Source organism: Flavobacterium sp. (assembly GCF_036405015.1).
Classification (GTDB): domain Bacteria; phylum Bacteroidota; class Bacteroidia; order Flavobacteriales; family Flavobacteriaceae; genus Flavobacterium.
The window spans coordinates 37,801-61,647 of the sequence record NZ_DASWYK010000179.1 but is presented as its reverse complement, the minus strand read 5'-3'; the positions used below and the strand labels follow the sequence as shown (position 1 = coordinate 61,647).

The window sequence follows — 23,847 nt, the reverse complement described above, 5'->3', positions numbered from 1 at the left end:
ACCAAAAATTTAACTAAAGATACGCAAAATTATAATGCAATTGCACCTTCTCCAATTTTGTCGCAAATGTACTGAGCATTCTGACAAAATACAACTAATTCGTCCTGAATAAATTGAAGTACTTTTTCGGCAACGTTTTCGGGATATAATACATGCACATTTGCTCCAGCATCAAGTGTAAAACAAACCGGAATTTGAGTTTCATTTCTGAATTTCCAAATCGCATTTATAATCTGTAAAGTATTTGGTTTCATCAAAATAAAATACGGCATCGAAGTCATCATCATGGCATGTAAAGTCAAAGCTTCGCTTTCTACTACTTTGATGAATTCGTCTAGATTTCCGTTTTCAAAAATGGCGATTAATTTATCCAGATTTTCGTGTGCTTGTGCAAAACGTCTTTCAGCATACGGATGATTGTGCATCAAATCATGTCCAACAGTACTTGAAACTTGTTTTTCGCCTTTATCAACCAATAAAATGGTGTCTTGGTAATTCTTGAAATTATCATGAATTGTATATGGAAATTCAACTCCAAATAAATCCGTGCTTCCTTCAATATTAGCTTGATTTCCCCAAACGACTACATTTCCTTTTACGCTTCGGCAGGCACTTCCAGAACCTAAACGAGCCAAAAATGAAGCTTTTTGATAGAAATAATCATCGTTCATTTCAGGATTCAATTTTCTTTCCAAACTCATAAAATTCATTGCCAAAGCCGCCATTCCAGAAGCCGAAGAAGCAATTCCAGAACTATGCGGAAATGTATTTTGAGTATCAATTGTAAAATGATAATCTTTCAAAAACGGCAAATAAATTTCAACTCTTTCCAAAAACTTCTGAATCTTTGGTTTGAAATCTTCTTTTGGCTGTCCTTCAAAAAGCAAATCAAAAGAAAAAGTTCCTTGATTTTCTTTTTTTGCAAAAGCCAGTTTTGTAATGGTTTTACAATTATTCAAAGTAAAACTTACCGATGGATTTGCGGGAATCTGGTTGTCTTTCTTTCCCCAGTATTTTACCAATGCAATGTTGCTTGGAGCACTCCATTCAAAGTTTCCGTTTTCGATTGTTGAAGTATATGGATTTGGTATAAAATCAGTTGCTGAATACATGAATTATAAAATTTTGGCAAAGATAAGTTTTAAATTTTTTCACCATATAAGTAATATAAGAAATTATAAGCAGCTTTACTAAAATGAGCTTACATCACTTATATGGTTTAATTTTTTTTCTACCATATAAGTCATATAAGAAATTATAAGTTGGGTTTGCTAAAATGAACTTACATGAATTATATGGTTTAAATTTTTTTCACCATTTAAGTCATATAAGAAATTATAAGTTGGGTTTGCTAAAATGAACTTACATGACTTATATGGTGAAAAACTTTTCTTTTGATTACTTTTGAATTCAAAATTTGTCACCATGAATAAGTTCGTAAAAATCGCAATAGCTTTAGTAATTTGTTTAACAGTAGGATATTCTGCAAGTTTGGTTACAAGACCAAGTATTGAGACTTGGTATGTAACATTAGAAAAGCCGGTTTTTAATCCGCCGAATTGGATTTTTATGCCAGTTTGGACTGTGCTTTATATTTTTATGGCTGTTGCGGCTGCTTTAGTTTGGGACAGAATAAAAGAAAATACAGAAGAGGTTAAAAAAGCACTTTTATTCTTCATCATTCAATTAATTTTAAACTCGATTTGGTCGTATTTATTCTTCGGATTAAAAAATCCGATGTTAGCATTAATTGAAATTGTGCTGTTATGGCTGATGATTTACGAAACATATTTGAAATTCATCAAAATCAATAAAACTTCAGCTTATTTATTGATTCCGTATTTGCTTTGGGTTGGATTTGCAACGGTTTTAAATGCTAGTATTTGGTGGCTTAACAAATAGTTTCAGGTTTTTAGGTTACTTCAGCTTCTTAAATTCTTGATTTTTAGCATAAAGAAAATCCATAACGGTCAATACATTTGGATTTTCCAGAAGTGTTTTCGATTTCGGATCTGATTCACAAAAATCAAAAAAAAGTTCCTTTTCTTCGGACTTTATTTTTAGATTATTGATAAAAAAATCAGGTGGACAATAAGCAATTACGAGTTTCTTAAAACGATCGTCGTCAACTTCGATTGTTTTCTTTCGCTTGCCTTTTAAAGGAATCGAAACTCGAAGCGCTTCTCTAATTGTATTATCATTAACTCCTGTATTCCAAAATAAATCTTTGGCAGTTTTGTCGATTAAAACATCTGCTACAGCATCTGCATCGAATTTGACTTTATCAAATTCAATATTCGTTACGACAACTTCATTCAATTCTTCAGGTTTCAAAATCATATTCACAATAATATTGTTTTGATTCATGTTTTCCTGAGAAATTTTTAATCTTTTGAAAAAGTAATCTTTCGAGAAAAAAAGCAGACTGTCCTGCGCTTTTGCCAAAATTGAAAACTCTCCCAATTCATTCGTTGTTGTACTGGTCTTAGCCGTTTTATTAATTACTTCCACTTGGTTAAGTGGTGTATTCTGTGAAAGAACTTTTCCATTTAATACTTTTTCGGTTTGAGAAATACTTAATTGGTAAGTAAAAAAAGAAATGGTTGTGAGTAATTTTACTTTCATTTAATGGATTTTAGTTTTTAATTCCAGAATTTAATTTTTTAAACTCTTTGTTTTTAGTACGTAAAAAATCCATGGTTTCAAGAATGTTTAAATTTACCAGAAGTATTTTAGATTTTGGATCGGCATCTCAGAACTGAAGGAAAAGTTCTTTTTCTTCAAGATTTAATTTTAAATCTTGAGTGAAAAAATCTTCTGTACAAGTCGTCGCGACTAATTTCTTAAAATCAATTTTTGGAATTTCCTTTTTTGGTTTTTCTTCCTCTTTTTTTAATAAATTATAAATTAGTTTGCCAATCTTAATAAAATCAATACTCAAAGGATCAGCTTTTACTTCGTAAAAATTTTCAATTTTTAATCCTTCTTTTGATTTGTGACTGTTTAGTTTGATTTCCTTTATTTCTTCTTTGCTGAGTGAAATTGAGGTCGTTTTTTTGTCTAAAATCACGACTTCATTTAATTCTTCCGCTTTCGGAGTCATTTTTACAATAAGATTATTGGTTTCGATTTCTTTTGCTGTAATTTTTAATCTTGTGATTAAATAATCTTTTACAAAAAACAATAAGCTATCTTGCTCTTTTACAACAATAGAAAACTCTCCTGATGCATTTGTAGTTGTACTTATTTTAGCCGTTTTATTGATTACTTCGACTTTGTCAAGCGGAACGTTTTGCGAAAGAACTTTTCCGTTCAATACTTTTTCGGTTTGAGAAATACTTAATTGGTAAGTGAAAAAAGAAATGGTTGTGAGTAATTTTACTTTCATTTAATGGCTTTTAGTTTTTAATTCCAGAATTTAATTTTTAAACTCTTTATTTTTAGTAATTAAAAAGTCCATGGTGTAAAGTAAATTTTTGCGTTCTACAAGAGTTTTAGCCTGAGGATCGGCATCGCAAAATTGTAGAAACAATTCTTTTTCTTCTGGAGTTATTTTAAGATCATTTGTAAAGAAATCTAACGGAACTGTGGCTTCGGCTAATTTTTTGAAATCTAATTCGTTAGATTTGATCTTTGCCTTTTTATCTTTTTTCATAAACAAACTAAATATAGCCAGTAAATCTGCTCCATTTGCAATACTTCCAGTATAAACGCCAGGATTTGATATTGCAGGCTTTGGTCTTACAGTAGAATTTTCGTCGGCGGCTTTAACTTTAGGAAATGAAATTTGGGTAATTAAAACTTCATCTAATTCTTCGGGTCTCAAAATCATATTGACAGCAATATTATTTTGATCAATATTGTCCTGAGAAATTTTTAATCGTTTAAAAAAGTAATCTTTAGAGAAAAAAAGCAAACTATCTTTTGGCCGAACCAGAATAGAGAATTCTCCCATTTCATTTGTCCTCGTACTCGTTTTAGCTGTTTTATTAATTACTTCCACTTTATTAAGTGGTATATTTTGCGAAAGAACTTTTCCGTTTAACACTTTTTCGGTTTGAGAAACGCTTAATTGGTAAGTGAAAATAGAAATTGTGGTAAGTAATTTTACTCTCATATAGGATTAATTAGTTGAGAGTAAAATTATTAGAATAGTCTTAACGAAAACTTACAGAATCTGTAAATTCTTGTTAATTAAAATGAATCGAGTTTTTGAATTTCTCTAATTCTCCATTATTAAATAAAACAGGTCCATGACCAAAACAGAGTGTTTTAGGTTGTAATGAAGTCAATTTTAGAATCGATTTCCTATTCGTTTCTTGATCTGAAGTGAATAAATGAGGCGGTTCATGCAAACCTACTTTTGTAGTTAAAAGATTCATGTTTGTAATAACATCGCCAACAATTAAAACGCCGTCTTTTTCTCTAAAAAAAGACAAATGACCTCTAGAATGTCCTGGAGTTTCAATAACGGTAAATCCGCCAATTTGATCGCCTTCTTTTAAAGTCTCTGAAACGGAATGTCCTTTTCCAGCCCAGAAATTCTTCTGAAATTTTGAAATAATATGATTCGGATTTGGGTATTCTGTAATTACATTTCCGTTTTCGGCAAATTCTTTTTCAGGTTCACTGCATAAAAGCGGAATGTTCAAAGTTTCACAGATCACTTTACTGCTTCCTTGATGATCAGCGTGGGCGTGTGTCAGCACATGTTGAGTAACGGATTTGTCCTCTATTGCTTTTAATATTTTACTGGCAGAAGTTCTAATTCCCGCATCAATTAAAACATCTTCAATCAAATAACAGTTGATAGCGTTTCGAGGAAATAATGGGATTTGATAAACGTTTTGAGCGATTTCCTTCATCTTTTAAAATTTTGTTTTGACAAAGATTCGAATTCGGTTTTTCAATCCACTTGATAAATGTTAAGAAATATCTTGACGGATTCTGCTTAGCGATTCTGGCGTAATTCCGAGAAAAGAAGCGATATAAATTAGAGGCGTTCTCTGAATGATTTTGGCTGGAGCCGAAGCTAAAAAAGTCTGGTATTTTTCTTTGGCAGGGATCATTTGTAGTTTTAAAACTCTGTCTGCCATACATAGGTAATTTTGCTCGGCTAAAATTCTCCCAACACGTTCCCAATTCGGGATTTGATTATAGAGAAACTGCATTTTTTCGAAAGTAATCGAAAGTACTTCACAATCTTCGATACACTGAATATTTTCAAATGATGGCGTCTGATTGATAAAGCTGGAATATGAAGCAATAAAACCTTCGTCACAACTTAAATACGTTGTGATTTCTTTTCCATCTTTTAAGTAATAAACTCTCGCCAATCCTTTTAGAATAAAGAAAATCTTGTTGCTGATTTTTCCCATTTCCGAAAGATATTCTTTGGCATTAAAGGTTTCATATTCAAAACAAGAAGCAATTGTCTCGATTTCATTTTCAGAAAAAGAGGCAATCGCTGTGATTTGTTTTTGTAATGAAAGATGCATTTTTATAGAATCTCAATCAATTCTGAAGCTGTATTGACAACCAGTTTTGCACCGCTGTTTTTCAATTCTTCTTCGGTTCTGTAACCCCAAGTCACGCCAACCGGAAACATATTTGCATTGACAGCCGTTTGCATATCGATATCAGAATCTCCTACAAAGAGAATTTCTTCGGGTTTTAGATTCCATTTTTTACCAATTTCTAAAGCTTCAAACGGATTTGGTTTTTTAAGTGCTTCAGTACTCAAACCAACCGCTGTATCAAAATGATTTGGAAATATTTCTGATGCTATTTTTTTTGTCAATTCGTCTGCTTTATTAGAGAAAACAGCCATTTTGATGTTTTGCGAAGTCAGATTTTCTAACAACTCGACAATGCCATCATAAGGTTTTGTTTTCAGCGTACAGATTTCACGATATTCGTTAATCATACATTCAAAACAAATTTCGATTTGCTCGTCTGAATTGTTGTTTGCTGGTAACGCTTTGCTCACTAGATTTCGCAATCCGCTTCCAATAAAATATTGATAGGTATCGTAATTATGCGTTGGGAAATTTAGACCTTGAAGCACTTTATTCATCGCATCTGAAATGTCTTCTAGTGAATTGACTAATGTGCCGTCTAAATCGAAAATAATTCCTTTAAATTTCATTTTGTATTAAATATTTTGAGCCAGAATAAACCCGCTTGTCCAGGCATTCTGAAAATTAAATCCTCCTGTTATAGCATCGATATTGACAATTTCGCCAGCAAAATAAAGGTTTTCGTGAATTTTGCTTTCCATTGTTTTAAAGTTGATTTCCTTTAAATCGATTCCGCCAGCGGTTACAAATTCTTCTTTGAAAGTACTTTTTCCGTTGACTTTAAATTCGGCTTTTGTTAGTTGTGAAGCTAGATTTTGCAATTGATTTTTAGATAAATCTGCCCATTTGGTTTCAGAATCAATTCCCGAAGCCAAAACTAAACTTTCCCACAAACGATTCGGAAAATCAAAAGGTGATTTTTTAGAAACTGCTTTTTTAGCGTGTTCTTGTTTTAATTCTTTTAAGATTTTTTCGGCATCTTCAAAATCGACATCATTTAACCAATTCACAAAAATGGTAAACTGATAATTTTTATCGTGCAGAATACGTGCGCCCCAAGCCGAAAGTTTCAAAATCGCTGGTCCGCTCATTCCCCAATGTGTGATTAACAAAGGTCCTGTTGATTCTAATTTAGTGTCTTTTACATTTACAGTAACTTGTGCCACAACGCCAGGTAATTCTTTAATTCGCGAATCTTTAATGTTGAAAGTAAATAGGGAAGGCACAGGGCTTACAATGGCGTGACCGTGTTCTTGAAGCATTTCCCAGATTTTTGGATTGCTTCCAGTCGCCATAATCAATTTTTCTGTAGCAAAGTTTTCGTTCTGAGTATCAATTTTCCAATGATTTTCTTTTTTGAAAATGGATTGAACGCTTTGACCTGTCAATACTTTAATGCCTAATTTTTCTGTTGCTTTTAGAAAACAATCGATTATAGTTTGTGATGAATTCGAAACCGGAAACATTCTGCCATCTTCTTCGATTTTTAATTCGACACCGTGTTTTTCAAACCATTCGATCGTATCTCCAGAACAGAATTGATGAAAGGGCCCGCGAAGTTCTTTTTCACCACGAGGATAAAATTTCACTAATTCGTTGGGTTCAAAACAAGCGTGTGTTACGTTGCATCGTCCGCCACCAGAAACGCGGACTTTAGAAAGTACTTCTTTTCCTCTTTCCAAAATGGCGATTTTCAGTTTCGGATTTTTCTCAGCAATATTAATTGCGGTAAAAAAACCTGCAGCGCCTCCGCCAACGATGATGATATCGAAATTTTTAATCATATTTTGGTTTTCGCCACAAATTCACGAATTATTTTTTTACAATCTATGAGAAAAAAATTCGTGAATTCGTGGCTATTTAAACTTTATATTTTATCTGGATTATCAGAGATAATTCCGTTTACTTTATAACTTTTTACTTTTTGAATGTCTTCATCCGAGTTTACAGTCCAAGGGAAAACTAAGAATCCTTTTTCTTGAATTTGCTGAACATTTTCTTTATTCAATAAATGAAAATCAGGATGAATTGCTTTTGCTTTTATTTTTTCGGCGAAAGCCAAAGCATCATCAACATTTTCTTCTGTTAAAACACCAATCGGAATGTTTGGATTTAGTTTTTGAACTGCTGTTAAAGCATTCCAATCGAAACTCGAAATGATAAAATGTTCGTAATTCCAACCTTTTTCATTGATGTATTCTTCGATTAACGAAACCACATTTTTTGAAGTATCAGCGTTTTTTAACTCAACGTTAATGAAGCATTTTTTATCTACTAAATCAAAAACTTCATTCAGCGTTGGAATTTGGAGTTTCTCAGCGATTCGAAATGACTTTAATTCGGCTAAAGTGTATTTGTTTATATCGCCTTTCCCGTTGGTCATTTTATCGATGGTTTCGTCGTGCATTACGATAATATGTTCGTCAGCGCTTAGGTGAACGTCCAATTCGATTCCGTCTGAATGTAAGTCTAAGGCTTTTTGAAACGCTTGAAGTGTGTTTTCAGGTTCGTATGCTTTTGCACCTCTGTGAGCTATTTTTAGCATTTTCTGAGTTTTTTTCTAACCGCAAAGGTCGCAAAGATTTATGAAAATAAATAGCCACGAATTCACGAATTTTTATTCTCATAGATTGTAAAAAAATAAATTCGTGAATTCGTGGCTAAAAAACCTTCGCGTGCTTTGCGTAAAACTTTGCGTCTTTGCGGTTAAATCTTTTCGAGTAAAACAATTCCAAATTCGCTGTCAATAATCACTTTTCCATCAACAACTTCTGCTACTTGATTGGAAAAACCATCATGCAATTTAGTTCCGTTTTCGAAAAGGGAATATACTGAGAGTTCTTTACGACCTTCTGGTAAATCTAAACCAATTAATACTTTATCTGAAAAAGATCCTTTAGAATAAGTTCTTGAAAATAAATACGGTTGACTGCTTAATTGCGTATGAACTCCAGCGCCAACAGCAGGATGATTTCTTCTAAACTGACCTAATTTTTGCCAGTGTGAAAGCATGAATTTTGTGTCAGGATTGTTTTGTATATCGTCCCAATTCATGTTCGAACGTAAAGTGGCATCACCATTTGTTCCTTCAATAACCAAAGAACGATTCGATTCGTCTCCGTAATAAACTTGCGACATTCCTGGTGAAAGTAAGAGTTTTGTTCCTGCTTCAAAACCTTTTACGCGATTGGCATCAAAAGGCTGTCCGTCGTCGTGAGAAGAAACGTAATTTAGAACAGAATATCCTTTTAATTCGTTATTTAGATGATTGGAATATTTCGAAAATAAAGTTTCATAATCGCTTTGACCAGCATTCCATTTAAATTCAAAATTGATCATGCTGTTAAAACCATTTTGAAAATAATTTACTTTTCGATCTCCAAAATCATAATCTTGTCCGCCGCTGATTCCGTAACCGTAAACTTCAGCAATCGTATAAAATGGATTCTGATCTAAAACCTGCATCGGGTGGTGTTTTTTCCAGGTTTCAAAAGCATAATCACATTCTTTTTTGAAATCGGCCCAAACCCCTTCTTCGGTGTGTTTTACGGTGTCGGCACGGTAACCATCAATTCCAAATTCCAGAATATAATCGGTCAGCCATTTTATAATGTAATATTTGGGACTTCTTGGATATCCTGTTCTTTTGAAGAATTCGTCTAAAGAAGCAATTTCTTTTTCATAACGGCCTTCTTTTTTCCATTTTTCAATTAAAAAAGGAGGGAGTTCTACGTTTTGAGTACTTTCCGTTTTTACATCAGGAAGATTATCAACCAAAGTACACATTGTAGTATTTTCGAAAGATTTATAATCACAGACAACGCCCGTTCTAACCCAATCAGAAGGCCAAACGGGATCTTCAGGAGTTACTGGACCCGTATGATTGATTACGCCGTCTAAAACTATTCTGATACCTTTTTCGTGTGCTTTTTTTACCAAATTGGCTAAATCTTCTTTTGTTCCGAAGTTCGGATCTAAAGCTGTCCAATCTTTTGCCCAATAACCATGAAAACCATAACTCAATCCGGTTCCTTCATCAACACCATCGTGAATCTGCTCTACAATCGGCGTCAGCCAAATGGCATTGATTCCTAATTTTTCAAAATAACCTGATTCGATTTTTTTAGTGATTCCGATAATATCTCCGCCTTCAAATCCACGTAGTTTTCCGGGAGTTTTGGTTCGGTTGAAATTTGAATCGTTTGATTTATCGCCGTTGTAAAAACGGTCTGTAAGTAAAAAATAAACATTTGCTCCTTCCCAAACAAAAGGTATTTTCGAAGTATTGTTATTATTCATTGTAACTGATTTCGAGCCAGAACAACCCGTAATTATGAATACTAAAGATAAAAAAAGGAAAGTGTATTTTTTCATTATTTAGGAATTTTTTAGGTGAAAAAAATAGCCACAGATTAAAAGGATTTAAAAGGATTTTTTTCTTTTGCCACGAATTTCACGAATTTTCACAAATTTAAATAGGAGTAAATAATTCGTGGAGATTCGTGAAATTCGTGGCGAACAAAAATCAGTGTTAATCAAATTAATCTGTGGCAAAAAAATATTGCGCCCTTTGCGGTTAAGCTTTATTCCAATTCTAAAACCAAAGCTGATTTTGGTTCTAATGTAATTTCAGAAGCTAAATCGAAAGTTTTTCCTGTGATAACATCTTTTCCTGATTTAAAGTTTTTGATGCTTTCTTTGAAACGATTTGTTTTTACAACTTGCTCTTTTGCATTGTTATTGAAAACTACCATTACTGTTTTTGCATCTGTATATCTGAAATAAACATATGTATTGTTTTCAGGAATGTAATGTGTCATTTTTCCGAAATGGACGGCTTCGTTTGTTTTTCTCCAAGTGAATAATTTTGAACTGAAATCAAAGAAAGCAGCTTGTTCTGGAGTTCTTCCTTCTTTTGTAAAAGCATTATTTTTATCTCCAGCCCATCCGCCTGGGAAATCCTGACGAATATCGGCATCTCCGCCTTTACCTTTATCACCGCCCATTCCAATTTCTGAACCGTAATAAATCTGCGGGATTCCGCGAACTGTAGCCAACAGAGTCATAGCCAGTTTGTATTTTGGTAAATCGTATTTGAACTTATCATTCATACGATCGGTATCGTGATTTTCGGCAAAAACCAAAATGTTATTGGTGTCTGGATATAGAAAATCCATTGCAAAATTGTTATAGAATTTAATCAATCCGTTGTCCCAGCTTGGCTCATTTTCGTTGAAAGCAGAAGTAATTTGACTTTGAAGCGTAAAATCCATTACAGAAGGAAGATTTGAATTGTAGTTTTCAATCGCTCCAATTTTACTGTCTTTCTGCCAAAAAGCTAAATTCGCTTGATTGTGCATCCAGATTTCACCCACAATATTAAAATTAGGATATTCAGTTGTAATCGCTTTTGCCCAATTTGCCATCGCCGTTTTATCTGAATAATTATAAGTGTCCACACGGAAACCATCCAAATTAGCATATTCAATCCACCAAATGGCATTTTGAGTTAAGTATTTAGCAACAAGCGGATTTCTTAAATTCAAATCCGGCATTGAAGGCACAAACCAACCATCAACACAAACTTCCTGATCGATTTTTGAAGCGTGAATATCTGTAATTACTTCACGTCTGTGGTGTGTTTGCGTAAAGTTTTCGAATTGATTGAACCAAGTTTTTGTTGGAATATCTTTCATCATCCAGTGCGTAATTCCCCAGTGATTCGTTACATAATCCATAACCAGTTTCATGTCTTTTTTGTGCATTTCATTAGATAAACGAACATAATCTTCATTCGTTCCGTAACGAGAATCGATTCTATAAACATCAGATTGTCCGTAAGTGTGGTACGAATGCTGTTTGTCGTTGTCTTCGCATAAAGGCGTGCTCCAGATTGTAGTGGCACCAAGAGCCGAAATATAATCTAAGTTTTTGATGATTCCTTCGATATCTCCGCCATGACGTCCACTTGGATCTTGACGGTTTGCTTTTTCAGTTAAAGAAGCGTCGCTGTCGTTTTTCGGATTTCCGTTTGCAAAACGATCTGGCATGATTAAGTAAATTAAATCAGAGGCATCGTAACTTTTTCTGTCGGCAGAATTCGCTCTTCTTTCTTTTAGCGTATATTTTTGTTTAAAAGCAACTTTATTATTGTTTTTGAAAGAGAAAACTAATTCAGAAGCCTTTACATCTTTCGTATCAATCGTTACGAAAAGATAGTTTGGATTTTCTGTTTTTTCGACATTTTTAATCGCAACATTGTTGGAAACCGAAGTTTCGTAGTGCGAAATATTTTTTCCGTAGAACATAATCTGCAGTTCCGAATTTTTCATTCCTGCATACCAGAAAGGCGGTTCTACTTTTTGGATTTGTGCTTTCGCGGAAGCGGAAAACAACAAAACCAAAAGGACTAATTTATAGATAAGTGATGTTTTTTGGTTTTTCATAGTTTGTATTTTTATGAATGTGTAATAAAATCAAGTTTTGATTTTATTCGATTTCTTCTGTTTGAGCATCCATTTATAGATTTCAGGTTTTGTTTCATATAAATACTGAATTTCATGTCCTTGATTTTCTAAACGAGTAAACTTGAAATTTTTATTGGTTTCACATGATTCCAAACCTTTTTCAATTCTTTCGGTTTCACTAAATGGAATTTTATCATCGGCTGTTCCGTGAAAAGTCCAAACAGGAATTTTGCTCAAATTACAGATTCGGGCTAAATCACTGTCGTTTACTCCGCCACAAAACGGCATAATAGCAGCAAATTTATCTGGAAAATCTAAAGCTGTAATGAATGTCCCATAACCTCCCATGCTTATTCCAGTGAGGTAAATTCGGTCTGTATCGATTCTATATTTCGAATTTAATTCGGCATAAAGCGATTCAAACCAATTCTCAGTTGACCAGTATTTATTATCCGGACATTGCGGAGAAGCTATTATAAAATCGAAATCCTGACCTTTTTCTACTAAATAGGGAAGGCCGTAGATTTTCAGTTTATTCAAATCGTTTCCTTTTTGCGAACCGCCATGCAAATAAATCACAAGCGGATATTTTTTGGTTCCTTTTGCATAATCTTTCGGCAAATACAAAAGATAATCATAAGATGCTTTTGCTTTGTTTTGAGAATAAGTATTAAATCCGAAAAGGACAAAAAGAAAAATCAGGAAGTTAAGTTTGAGGCTCATGTTAATTTATCTAAAGATGAAGAAAAAAAGTACTTCAAATTTAACTTCTTAATTTGATTTGATAGTAAAAAGACAAGTAATTATGGGGGAAATTACTTGTCTTTTAGAAAATTATTTCGTTTCAATAATGCTGATCGCATATCCTCCTCCCGGAGCAGAAAACTGAGATAATTTAGATTTATTAGTTACAGCAATTTTCTTGATAGTGTAAGCCTGCGGATTTGTTTTGTAATGCGCATCTTTTGCATCAGCATAAATTGTTGCGGTATATTTTTTACCTTTTTCAAGGAAACTGAAATCGATGTTTGATGTACGTGGAGTTTCTCCGTTTACGTTTCCAACGAACCAGTTGTTTGTTCCTTTTGCTTTACGAGCTACAGTAATAAAATCTCCAGGTTCAGCCTCGATATATTTACTTTCAGACCAATCTACAGCAACATCTTTAATGAATTGAAATGCATCTGGAAAACGGTTGTAGTTTTCTGGAGTATCAGCAGCCATTTGCAATGGGCTGTACATTGTAACATATAAAGCCAATTGATTACAGATTGTACTGTTTACATGCGATTTATTATCAGGATTCATTTTGCTGATATCCATTTCGAAGATTCCAGGCGTGTAATCCATTGGACCACCAATTAATCTTGTAAAAGGTAAAACCGTTACGTGATTTGGTTTAGAACCACCAAAAGCTTGGTATTCTGTTCCTCTTGCTGCTTCGTTTCCAATTAAGTTAGGATACGTTCTTGCAATTCCAGTTGGACGAACTGCTTCGTGAGCATTTACCATAATTTTATAATCAGCTGCTTTTTCGATTGCGTATTGATAATGGTTTACAATCCATTGGCTGTAGTGATTTTCACCTCTTGGCAAAATATCACCTACGTAACCGCTTTTTACAGCATCGTATCCGTTATCGTTCATGAATTTGTAAGCAGCATCCATGTGGCGCTCGTAGTTACGAACAGAACCTGAAGTTTCGTGGTGCATGATGATTTTCACCCCTTTAGATTTTGCATATTCGTGAAGACCTTTTACATCAAAATCTGGGTAAGGCGTCAAGAAATCGAACACATAATCTTTTGAATGTCCAAACCAGTCTTCCCAGCCTTCGTTCCATCCTTCAACCAAAACAGCATCAAAACCATTTGCAGCAGCGAAATCAATGTATTTTTTTACGTTAGCATTGTTTGCTCCGTGCGTTCCGTTTGGTTTTGCTTTCGCGAAATCGGTAACACCTAATTGAACTGTTGGATAATCGTTTGTGTATGACCAAGAGCTTTTTCCTGTAATCATTTCCCACCAAACACCAATGTATTTTACTGGTTTAATCCAAGAAGTATTGTCAATTTTTGATGGATCATTTAAGTTGTAAGTCATTTTTGATGAAAGAATTTCTCTTGCATCATCGCTCACGATAATCGTTCTCCAAGGCGAATGATTTGGCGCTTGAATGTGTCCTTTGTCTCCTTTTGCATCTGGTGTTAACCAAGATTCGAAAACTAAGTTTTTATCATCTAAATTCAAGTGCATACAAGAATAATCAATCAAAGCCGCTTCGTGCAAGTTGATGTAGATTCCATCAGCTGTTTTTAACATCAAAGAAGTTTGAACTCCTGTTGGTGAAAAAGATTTTTGAGAAACGTTTGCTGTGTAAGCTTTTTGAGATAAACCTCTAATTTCTGATAATTTAGATTTTGTATAATCGTATTCCTGAGTATCGTAATCTCCAGGAATCCAGAAAGCTGTGTGATCTCCAGTCATGGCAAATTGAGATCTTTCTTCTTTAATTACAAAGTAAGTAAGATTCTTTTGCGCTGGGAATTCGTAACGGAAACCTAAACCGTCATCAAACAAACGAAAACGAATTACAATTTGTCTGTCTGTGCTTTTTTGGTTTAAAGTTACTGCCAACTCATTATAATGATTTCTGATGTGATCCACTTCTCCCCAAACTGGTTTCCAAGTTTCGTCAAAAGTTGAGGTTTTAGTATCAGCAATTGTAAAATCATTCAATAAAGATTTTTTGTCATCTTTAAGTTCAAGACCTAATTTACTGGTTTTTACAACTTCTTTGTTTTTATATTTTAAGTTGTAAGTTGGAGTTCCGTCGCTTTGAAGCGAAAATTCCATTACGAACTTTCCTTCGGGAGATTTTAATTGCTGCGCTTTAGCAATCGTGCTAACCGCAAACAAAACTAAACTGGCGAAAAATAAGTTTTTCATGTTTTTAGATTTTTAGAGAATTGTAATTTAATTAATTTGTACGAGTTTATCAGCCGTTATAGCTTTGCCATTTACTATAATTTCTAAATCCTGATCACCGTCAACTGTAAAGGTGGTTTCATTATGATTTACAGAAACTTTTAAAATCTGGTTTCTGAAATTGATTTTAAACGAATAACCTTTCCATTCTTTTGGAATTTTTGGTGAGAAATGAAGTTGGTTATTTTTAACACGCATTCCTCCAAAGCCTTCCACGATACTCATCCATGTACCGGCCATTGACGTGATATGACAACCTTCTTCCACCTCTTTATTATAATCATCCAAATCCAAACGAGAGGTTCTTAAATAAAATGTATATGCCATGTCCATTTTATCTAAAGCTGCAGCCTGAATCGAGTGTACGCAAGGCGAAAGCGAACTTTCGTGTACTGTAAATGATTCGTAAAATTCGAAATTGCGTTTTAATTCTTCTTTCGAAAAATGATCTTCGAAGAAATAAAAACCTTGTAAAACGTCGGCTTGTTTGATGTATGGTGAACGCAACACACGATCCCAAGACCATTTTTGGTTAATAGGACGCTGTGATTTATCTAAATCTTTTACTGGAACTAAATCTTTGTCTAAGAAACCATCTTGTTGTAAGTAGATTCCAAGTTCTTCAGAAATAGGGAAGTACATGTCATCTGCCACTTTTTTCCATTCTTGAATTTCTGCTGATGAAAGATTTACTTTATCTAAAACTCTTTTGTGATCTGCAGGATATTCTGAAGCGACTTTTTCGATTTGTTCCGAAGCAAAATCAATACACCATTTTGCAATATAATTCGTGTAGAAGTTATTGTTGATGTTGTTTTCGTATTCGTTTGGACCTGTAACGCCAAGAATTACATATTGGTTTTTGTCTTTAGAGAAAGAAGCTCTCTGATGCCAAAAACGCGCAATTCCGATCAACACTTCTAAACCTTTTTCTGGAATATAAGAGTAATCTCCGGTGTAACGGTAATAGTTGTAAATCGCAAAAGCAATCGCTCCATTTCTGTGAATTTCTTCATGTGTGATTTCCCATTCGTTGTGACATTCTTCACCATTCATGGTTACCATTGGGTACAAAGCTGCGCCATTTTTGAAACCTAAATTATCTTTAGCGTTTTCAATCGCTTTGTCCAATTGATTGTAACGATACGTCAATAAGTTTCTCGCAACCTGCTGATCTTTTGTAGCCATATAAAACGGAATACAATACGCCTCAGTGTCCCAATATGTAGATCCGCCGTATTTTTCTCCAGTAAATCCTTTTGGACCAATGTTTAATCGGCTGTCTTTTCCTGAATACGTTTGGTTCAATTGGAAAATGTTGAAACGAATTCCTTGCTGTGCTTTGACATCACCTTCAATAGTAATATCTGACATTTCCCAAACTTTTGCCCAAGCATCAATTTGGTTTTGAAGCAAAGTTTCGTAACCTAGCGTCACAGCAGATTTAATTACTTTTTCTGCTCCAGCTAAAGTGTTTTCGTGGTTTAAAGAAACCGTATAACCTCCAATTTTTTGAATTGTTGAGGTTTGTCCTTTTGCGATAATAGTTCCGTAAGTGTACTGAACTTTATCTGTTGTTGAGTCGATTGTGGAAGGCGAAATATGAGCATCTTCACCATTAGCCAAAATCGTATTGTGCATGAAAGTCGTAACTTTAAAATGCGTTTTGAAAGTTTGAGCCGTTACAAAAGCTTCGTTTGTTCCTTTTTTAACTTCAAGAGGTTCCCAGAATTTTTCTTCCCAGTTGGCATCTTCATTCGTTACACCAGCATCGATATACGGTTTGTAAACGATTTTTGCATCTTTGTTTAAAGGTGTAATATCGTATTTGATCACTCCGGCTTCGTCTAAATCTAGAGAAAGAAAACGACGGATATTTACTGAAATTTCAGTTCCGTTTTTAAGGACTGCTTCAAAAGAACGATTGTACCATCCTTCTTTCATGTTCAATTCTCTTCGGAAATTTCTAACTTCGGTACAATTGTGTAAATCAAGGTTTTCTTCGTTGATTTCGATATCAATTCCAATCCAGTTTGGAGCATTTAAAACTTTGGCGAAATATTTCGGATAACCGTTTTTCCACCAGCCCACTTTTGTTTTGTCTGGATAATAAATACCTGCAATGTAACTTCCTTGGAAAGTTTCGCCAGAATATGTTTCTTCAAAATTCGCGCGCTGTCCCATAGCACCGTTCCCGATACTAAAAAGACTTTCAGACGATTTTACTCTTTCGACATCAAATCCTTCTTCTATTATGGACCAATTGTCTGGTTTTATATAATCTTGATTCATTTGTTTTTACAGTGTTTTTTGTGATTGATTGCTTTATGATTGATTTTTATTTTGTGATTAATGATTCGATAAAGTTTTCATCCATTACAGTGAAATCTTTAAAAATGAAATCAGCCTCATGCAAAATTGTTTCCTCACCAATTCCAACACTTACCATGTCTGCGATATTTGCTGCCTGAATTCCGGCAACAGAATCTTCAAATACAATTGCATTTTTTGGATCAATATTTAATAATTGAGCCGCTTTTAAGAAAACTTCGGGATCTGGTTTTGCATTGGTAACGTCGTTTCCGTCAACAATAACATCGAAGTAAGAGATGATTCCCGTTTTTTCTAAAATTGGTCTTGCATTTTTACTAGCAGAACCTAGTGCAATTCCTTGATTTTGATCTTTTAATAGTTGAAGAATTTTAAAAACTCCTGGAAGAATCTCACTTTCATCCATGTCAACTAAATAAGATAAATAATCTTCGTTTTTTTGAATCAGCCATTTGTCTTTGTCTTCCTGAGAAGCTTCAACATTGCCTAATCCAAGTATAATGTCTAACGAACGAACTCGGCTTACACCTTTTAAAAGTTCGTTGTCTTCGTGTGTAAAATTTATATTTAATGACTGAGCGATTTTTTGCCAGGCCAAAAAGTGGTATTTGGCGGTGTCTACAATTACGCCGTCAAGGTCGAATATAAATGCCTTTTTGTTCATTTTGAGGGAAAAATTATTCTTAATTATGATTTTTGAGAAAAGTCGTCTACGTCTTTTACTTTAGAAACTAAAGCTGCAGCAATTAAAAAGCTGACACCGCTTGTCACCAAAGCATAAATGGCATCTCCGTTGTAAAGATATTTTACAATTGGGCCTCCGATTAACGCATTTACAATTTGTGGTATAACTACAAAGAAGTTGAAGATTCCCATGTAAACACCCATTTTTTTAGGTGTTATAGATCCAGCAAGAATTGCATATGGCATGGCCAAAATACTAGCCCAAGCAATTCCGATTAAAATCATCGGTAGCACAACCCAATTTTCATTTGGCATGAAATAAATGGAGATTAAACCAATTCCACCAATAACCAATGAAAGTGAATGTGTTGCTTTTCGACCGATTTTTTTTGCGATGTAGGGTAAGAAAAACAAAGCGACAATAGCAGAAACTAAGTTGTAAACACCAAATAGAATTCCGACCCAGTCTCCAGCGTCTTGATATTGCTGGCTAGAAGTGTCCTCTAATGGTAATCCGTAAATATGATGCGCGATGGCTGGCGTTGTAAAAACCCACATTCCGAATAATCCAAACCAAGAAAAAAATTGCACCCAGCTAAGCTGACGCATTGTGGTTGGCATTTTTGCAAAATCTGTAAAGATGTCTGTGATTTTTGATTTTTCTTCAGAATCAGAAACCACCTCATTTTGTGGATCTTCAAATTTTGCCAATTCGTCAGGTGAATATTCTTTGGTTGTGAATAAGGTTACTAAGATGGAACCAATTAAAACTGCCGCACCAATAATAAACGATAAAGTCAAATTTAACGGAACACTTCCTGGAACCGTGCTGTTTGGCACGCCAAAATATTTCGTTAAAATGTACGGAAGCGCTGAACCAATTACGGCTCCAAAACCAATTAATGAAGTTTGGATACTAAATCCTGCAGTACGCTGATCGGTTCTTAAATTATCTCCAACAAGCGCACGGAAAGGTTCCATAGCAATGTTGAAAGAAGCGTCCATGATCATTAACATTCCGGCTCCAACCCATAAAGCTGGTAAAACAGAAATGAAAATGTTAGCTTGCGGCATTAAAATTAATCCCACAGAAGCTAAAACGGCTCCCACTAAAAAGAAAGGTTTTCGTCTGCCGAATCTTCCCCAGGTTTTATCGCTGTAATGACCAATAATAGGCTGCACTATTAATCCCATTAAGGGAGCAATAATCCAGAACCACGAAAGTTCATGTACATCTGCACCAAAAATTTGAAGAATTCTGCTGGCATTTGCATTTTGAAGTGCGAATCCCATTTGTATTCCTAAGAAACCGAAACTCATGTTCCAAATTTCCCAGAAACTTAATTTACGCTTTTCCATTATCGTAATTTGAAAATTATACGATAAGCGCCTTGCTTATCAAAACTTTGTTCTTTTCGAAGTAAAACTAAAAGCCTTGACGGCCGTAAAAGTATAAATTATTTTTTTATATATGCTAATAAAAAAGCCATAAAAATAAATTATGGCTTTAGAATGTATTGATTTTAAGAAAATTAGTCAGTAGATTCTCTTTTTATTAAATGAGTCTCAATAACTTCTGTGATGTAGTTTTCGGTATGTTCTTCATCCTCTTCTTCTTCGGCTTCTATGCGTTCAATAAGCATTTTAGCCGCTTTATTTCCCATTTTTTCGCCACTCTGACTTACAGTTGTAATGGTTGGAGTTGAGTATTTTGAGATAATTCCGTCTGTAAAAGCAATTACAGCTAAATCTTCAGGAACTTTTAGTCCCATTTTTGCTGCGGTTTTGATAATAGTTACGGCAAAAAGCTCATTTACGGCAAAAACAGCATCAAAAGCTCTATCGTGCAAAAGTTGACTGATGGTAATTTCGCAAGTATCGACATCTTCAATTTTGATAATTAAATCTTCATTAAAAGGTAATCCGTTGTCTAATAATGCTTTTTCGTAACCGTCAGTTCTCAGTTTTCCAACACTTACATAATCGACTGTAGTGACCAAAGCGATTTTTTTTCGTCCATTATCAATCAAACTCTGAACGGCTTCATAAGCAGCGGCTTTGTCATCAATAATGACTTTATCGCATAAAATGTCGTTTGTAACGCGGTCAAACATGACAACAGGCATTCCTTGATTGATTACTTCGGTGATATGATGAAAGTCTCCTTTAAACTGTGTTTCTTTAGAAAGAGACATGATAAATCCGTCGATGCTTCCGTTGGCCAACATCTCCATATTTAAGACTTCTTTATCAAAAGAATCATCAGAAACACAGATAACGACACTATAGCCGTATTCGTTTGCAACTTGCTCAATTCCGTTGATTACAGTAGAGAAAAAGTAGTGTACAATTTCGGGAATAATGATGCCAATACTCTTGGTTTTTCGGTTTTTTAAACTAAGAGCAATGTTGTTGGGTTTGTAGTTATAAAACTTCGCAAAAGCCTGAACTTTTTCTCTGGTTTCTTCTCCAATTTCAAGACTGTTTCGAAGTGATTTTGAGACAGTTGAAATAGAGACGTCAAGTTCCTTTGCAATCTGTTTTAGGGTTATTTTACGTTTCATGATAGTAAATGAAAAAAATCTAATTAATAATAAAGGTGTATAATAATTTTTGTATTTGCAATTTTAACGCTAAAAGATTACAAAAAATAGAAAGTTTTCAACACTACCACGTTTTCGTAAAGCAATAAAAATTGTCTCTGGTTGAGCATGTTAATAAATTCATAATTTTGAAATTCGAAGTAAAATTAAAGACTTAACTAACATTCACAAACTCAAACTAATTTAAACAAAAAGTATGAAAACAATTTACAAAAAGTTGTTATTTTTATTCCTACTTCTTCCGTTTACTGTGTTCGCTCAAAGCACTTTAAATGGAACAGTAACTGATCTTGCCACGGGTCAGCCAATACCAGGAGTAAATGTAAACGTACAAGGTGCTGTTGGAGGTACCTCTACTGATTTTGATGGTAAATTTCAATTGCCTAATCTAAAAAATGGAGACAAAATTCTGGTTTCATTTATTGGATACAAAACATCGACTATAGTGTTTAATGGTCAAAAAAACTTAGCTGTATCGTTAGAAGAAGATACGAATCAACTGCAAGAAGTTGTAGTGCAAGTAGGATACGGTACTGTTAAGAAAAAAGACGCAACAGGATCTGTTTCTCAAATCTCAGCAAAAGAATTTAACAAAGGTATCAACGTAACTCCGGAAAGTTTAATCGGCGGACGTATTGCTGGTGTTAACGTTGTTGGAGGAGGAGCTCCAGGTGCAAAAGCAGATATTAGAATTCGTGGAGGATCTTCATTAAGTGCATCAAACGATCCATTGATTATCTTAGACGGACTTCCGTTAAGCAACGCTGTTCCAAGTGGTGCTACAAGTATCTTGTCTACAATTGATCCTAACGATATTGAGTCTTTTACAGTTCTTAAAGATGCTTCTGCAGCAGCTATTTATGGTTCTCGTGCAGCAAATGGTGTAATTGTAATTACCACTAAAAAAGGAACTAAAGGTGGTGTAAAAGTTAATTTCAGCTCTCAAGTAGGTGTTAATACAGTTGCTAATACAGTTGACGTTTTGAGCGCAGATCAATTCCGTAATTTTGTAAACACAAAAGGAAGCGATGCTCAAAAAGCATTAATGGGAACTGCAAGCACGAATTGGCAGGATGAAATCTTTCATACCGCTCTTACAACCAATAACAATATCTCTGTAAGCGGTGCTTTATTTAATAAATTACCTGTACGTTTATCTGTTGGAAATGTTGATAATCCTGGAATCTTAAGAAATACTTCTTTTGAAAGAACTACGACATCGATATCGTTAAACCCAGTATTATTTGACAATCACTTAAAAATTGATATTAGCGGAAATTTATCTTTCAGTAAAAATCAATTTCAGGATGAAGATGCAGTTATTGGTTCTGCTATTAGTTTTGATCCTACGCAGTCTCCTTATCAGGCAGGTTCTCGTTACGGAGGATATTTTGAATGGTTGGAGCCAAATGGAAACTTAGCATTATTACCTGCTAAGAACCCAGTTGCAAGAATAAATCAAGAAGATAAAAGATCTAAATCTACAAGAAAATGGGGTAATATTAGTATTGATTATAAATTCCACTTTTTCGAAGATTTAAGAGTTGTTGCTGAAGCTGGTATTGATAGATTCGACAGCAGCGGGTACAATAGACAAAGTACACAAAGTGCTTTAGGATATCAGCCAAATCCTTTTAGTACTGGAAATTGGGTGAATTTAGGAAATAATAATACCTACACAGACGATCTTCAAAATAAAAACTTGAATACATACTTTGTTTACACTAAAAGTTTAGGAAAACTTAAATTGGATGCTACTGCTGGTTATAATTATCAGTTGTTCCAAAAAGAAAAATATCAGTCCGGAGAGCTTACACAACCTGCTGCTACAAGAAACGAAGATGTTATCACTGATCCAGATATCAATTTACAATCGTTCTTTGGTCGTTTGAATTTAGGGTATGATAGTAAATATCTTTTGACATTAAATTATAGAAGAGACGGAACTTCACGTTTTTCTGAGGAAAACAGATGGGGTAACTTTATGGGAGGTGCTTTTGCATGGAATATAGCAGAAGAGTCTTTCTTAAAAGATAATGAAACGCTTTCTAGTTTAAAATTAAGAGCTGGTTATGGTACTACAGGGCAGCAAGATATTCCACCACAGTACGATTATTTAAGAAGAGTAACTCTTGGTACTGTTAATACTCAATATATATTTAATGGTGTGGTTTACAGAACTGCTAGACCAGAAGGATACAACCCGAATATTAAATGGGAAGAATTGTCGGAGATGAATATTGGGGTTGATTTTGGATTCTTAAACGAAAGAATTACTGGATCTATTAACTATTTTGATAAAAAATCATCTGATTTATTAGCTGATGTACTGGTTCCAGATGGTGCTAATTTAAGAAATCAAGGATATAATAATATTGGTAATTTAAGAACAAAAGGTCTAGAATTAAGTTTACAATCGGATGTTGTTAAAAATGATAATTTAACTTGGAATGTAGCTGTTAATGCTACTTACATAGATCAGAAAATTGAAAATTTAGGTCAAACTGTTAAAGGTTTTCAAGGTTATGAAGTAGGAGATAACATTAAAGGTGGAAATGGAAATAAAGTTTTGATTAATACAGTTGGATCTGCTCCAAATTCATTTTTTGTATACGAGCAGTTGTATGACTCTAACCATAAACCAATTGCTGGAGCTTATGTAGACAGAAACGGAGATGGTAAAATTGATGCTAATGACCGTTACAAATATAAAAAACCAGCGGCAGATTATACATTTGGATTGTTCTCATCTTTAAACTACAAAAAGTTTGATTTCACAATGAACTGGAGAGCGAGTTTAGGAAATTACATTTTTGACAACGTAAATTCTAACATGGGATACTCAGATGCAGGTTTGAGAAGACAAACTGACTTATCGAATGTAAGTTCAGATTACTTAAACACTGGATTTGTTTTTGAAGATAATGGAACACAACGTTATTTATCTAATTATTATGTAAAAGATGCTTCTTTTATCAAATTGGATAACGTAACTCTTGGATATACTTTAGATAAATCATTATTGAAAGATGTTTCTTTAAGATTCTCTGCTGGTGTTCAAAACGTTTTTGTACTTACAAAATATGATGGGTTAGATCCGGAGAAATTCAACGGAATTGATGGTAACGTATATCCGAGAGCAAGAACATTCTTGTTTGGAGTAAACGCAAGTTTCTAATAGTACATTGAAAAACA

At 34.1% G+C, this 23,847-nt stretch carries 19 protein-coding genes; 2 read left to right on the top strand and 17 right to left on the bottom strand.

Going from position 1 to position 23,847, the window contains the following annotated elements; all coding sequences use genetic code 11:
- Nucleotides 1-29 precede the first annotated feature (29 nt).
- Nucleotides 30-1,112, bottom strand: a complete 1,083-nt coding sequence (locus tag VGE71_RS14910; RefSeq protein WP_331139047.1) for a diphosphomevalonate decarboxylase — start codon at nt 1,110-1,112, stop codon at nt 30-32.
- Between the two features lie 313 nt (nt 1,113-1,425).
- On the opposite strand from VGE71_RS14910, the gene VGE71_RS14905 reads away from it, so the two are divergent.
- The gene (locus VGE71_RS14905; protein ID WP_331139046.1) at nt 1,426-1,902 is read left to right on the top strand and encodes a TspO/MBR family protein; all 477 of its coding nucleotides are present in this window, start codon (nt 1,426-1,428) and stop codon (nt 1,900-1,902) included.
- 15 nt (nt 1,903-1,917) lie between these two features.
- Here VGE71_RS14905 and VGE71_RS14900 read toward each other — a convergent pair whose 3' ends face one another.
- The 16 genes from VGE71_RS14900 to VGE71_RS14825 form a co-directional block, all read right to left on the bottom strand.
- A complete protein-coding gene (locus tag VGE71_RS14900) occupies nt 1,918-2,625 on the bottom strand; it encodes a carboxypeptidase-like regulatory domain-containing protein (protein ID WP_331139045.1) in 708 nt (235 codons plus the stop codon).
- Nucleotides 2,626-2,752: 127 nt separating this feature from the next.
- Nucleotides 2,753-3,388: a carboxypeptidase-like regulatory domain-containing protein gene (locus tag VGE71_RS14895; RefSeq protein WP_331139044.1), complete on the bottom strand. Its 636-nt coding sequence runs from the start codon at nt 3,386-3,388 to the stop codon at nt 2,753-2,755.
- A gap of 30 nt (nt 3,389-3,418) precedes the next feature.
- The gene (locus tag VGE71_RS14890; protein ID WP_331139043.1) at nt 3,419-4,117 is read right to left on the bottom strand and encodes a hypothetical protein; all 699 of its coding nucleotides are present in this window, start codon (nt 4,115-4,117) and stop codon (nt 3,419-3,421) included.
- Between the two features lie 73 nt (nt 4,118-4,190).
- Nucleotides 4,191-4,865, bottom strand: a complete 675-nt coding sequence (locus tag VGE71_RS14885; protein ID WP_331139042.1) for an MBL fold metallo-hydrolase — start codon at nt 4,863-4,865, stop codon at nt 4,191-4,193.
- A gap of 60 nt (nt 4,866-4,925) precedes the next feature.
- Nucleotides 4,926-5,498 (bottom strand): Crp/Fnr family transcriptional regulator, encoded by a 573-nt coding sequence (locus VGE71_RS14880; RefSeq protein ID WP_331139041.1) that lies wholly within the window; start codon nt 5,496-5,498, stop codon nt 4,926-4,928.
- Between the two features lie 2 nt (nt 5,499-5,500).
- The gene (locus VGE71_RS14875; RefSeq protein ID WP_331139040.1) at nt 5,501-6,148 is read right to left on the bottom strand and encodes an HAD family hydrolase; all 648 of its coding nucleotides are present in this window, start codon (nt 6,146-6,148) and stop codon (nt 5,501-5,503) included.
- 6 nt (nt 6,149-6,154) lie between these two features.
- Entirely contained in the window at nt 6,155-7,363 is a 1,209-nt protein-coding gene (locus VGE71_RS14870) for an NAD(P)/FAD-dependent oxidoreductase (protein WP_331139039.1), read from the bottom strand.
- 83 nt (nt 7,364-7,446) lie between these two features.
- Entirely contained in the window at nt 7,447-8,124 is a 678-nt protein-coding gene (locus tag VGE71_RS14865) for a glycerophosphodiester phosphodiesterase (protein ID WP_331139038.1), read from the bottom strand.
- A 161-nt stretch (nt 8,125-8,285) separates the two neighbouring features.
- Nucleotides 8,286-9,953, bottom strand: a complete 1,668-nt coding sequence (locus tag VGE71_RS14860; RefSeq protein WP_331139037.1) for an alpha-amylase family glycosyl hydrolase — start codon at nt 9,951-9,953, stop codon at nt 8,286-8,288.
- A 209-nt stretch (nt 9,954-10,162) separates the two neighbouring features.
- Nucleotides 10,163-12,025, bottom strand: a complete 1,863-nt coding sequence (locus VGE71_RS14855) for a glycoside hydrolase family 13 protein (protein ID WP_331139036.1) — start codon at nt 12,023-12,025, stop codon at nt 10,163-10,165.
- A 30-nt stretch (nt 12,026-12,055) separates the two neighbouring features.
- Complete coding sequence (locus VGE71_RS14850) at nt 12,056-12,769, bottom strand: alpha/beta hydrolase-fold protein (RefSeq protein ID WP_331139035.1); 714 nt, start codon at nt 12,767-12,769, stop codon at nt 12,056-12,058.
- A gap of 111 nt (nt 12,770-12,880) precedes the next feature.
- Nucleotides 12,881-14,995 carry a glycoside hydrolase family 97 protein gene (locus tag VGE71_RS14845; protein WP_331139034.1) on the bottom strand — a complete coding sequence of 705 codons (2,115 nt, stop codon included), beginning with the start codon at nt 14,993-14,995 and terminating at the stop codon, nt 12,881-12,883.
- Nucleotides 14,996-15,022: 27 nt separating this feature from the next.
- Nucleotides 15,023-17,326, bottom strand: a complete 2,304-nt coding sequence (locus VGE71_RS14840) for a glycoside hydrolase family 65 protein (protein WP_331139033.1) — start codon at nt 17,324-17,326, stop codon at nt 15,023-15,025.
- Between the two features lie 46 nt (nt 17,327-17,372).
- Nucleotides 17,373-18,029, bottom strand: a complete 657-nt coding sequence (pgmB, locus tag VGE71_RS14835; protein WP_331139032.1) for a beta-phosphoglucomutase — start codon at nt 18,027-18,029, stop codon at nt 17,373-17,375.
- A 23-nt stretch (nt 18,030-18,052) separates the two neighbouring features.
- Nucleotides 18,053-19,408: an MFS transporter gene (locus VGE71_RS14830; RefSeq protein WP_331139031.1), complete on the bottom strand. Its 1,356-nt coding sequence runs from the start codon at nt 19,406-19,408 to the stop codon at nt 18,053-18,055.
- Between the two features lie 173 nt (nt 19,409-19,581).
- Nucleotides 19,582-20,613 carry a LacI family DNA-binding transcriptional regulator gene (locus VGE71_RS14825; RefSeq protein WP_331139030.1) on the bottom strand — a complete coding sequence of 344 codons (1,032 nt, stop codon included), beginning with the start codon at nt 20,611-20,613 and terminating at the stop codon, nt 19,582-19,584.
- A gap of 235 nt (nt 20,614-20,848) precedes the next feature.
- On the opposite strand from VGE71_RS14825, the gene VGE71_RS14820 reads away from it, so the two are divergent.
- Nucleotides 20,849-23,830 (top strand): TonB-dependent receptor, encoded by a 2,982-nt coding sequence (locus VGE71_RS14820; protein WP_331139029.1) that lies wholly within the window; start codon nt 20,849-20,851, stop codon nt 23,828-23,830.
- Nucleotides 23,831-23,847: the final 17 nt, after the last annotated feature.